1 protein-coding gene is annotated in these 551 nt (G+C 48.6%); it reads right to left on the reverse strand.

What is annotated here, in order from left to right:
- A partial coding sequence (locus tag R7Z50_RS30115) for an efflux RND transporter permease subunit (RefSeq protein ID WP_318150100.1) occupies positions 1 to 551 on the reverse strand: 551 nt, incomplete at both ends.

Below are 551 nucleotides of genomic sequence, written 5' to 3' on the forward strand. Positions count from 1 at the left end.
CAGCGTTAAGTTGTAAGCACGTAGCTTCGCCGGATCAATCTGGACTTGATACTGCTTAACCATACCGCCTACGGTTGCGACTTCAGAAACGCCATCGACGGTTTGCAGTTCGTACTTTAAGAACCAATCTTGCAAACTGCGCAGCTCGGCAAGGTCATGTTGACCCGTTTTGTCTTGCAATACATAGCTGTAGACCCAGCCCACACCCGTTGCATCTGGGCCTAAGGTTGGTTTTGCACTTGGTGGTAATTTAGGTGCAACTTGGCTTAGGTATTCCAAAACACGTGAACGTGCCCAGTACATGTCGGTATCATCGTTGAAAATGATGTAAACGTACGAATCCCCGAAGAACGAATACCCACGAACGGTTTCTGCACCCGGTACGGCGAGCATCGCGGTGGTTAGCGGATAAGTGACTTGATCTTCCACCACTTGCGGTGCTTGACCCGGGTAGCTGGTTTTGATGATCACCTGAACATCAGAAAGATCCGGAATTGCGTCAACAGGCGTATTCTTTACACTGTAAAGTCCTGCTAAAACAAGCATTAAGG

The sequence above is a fragment of the Vibrio sp. 1249-1 genome (assembly GCF_033340495.1).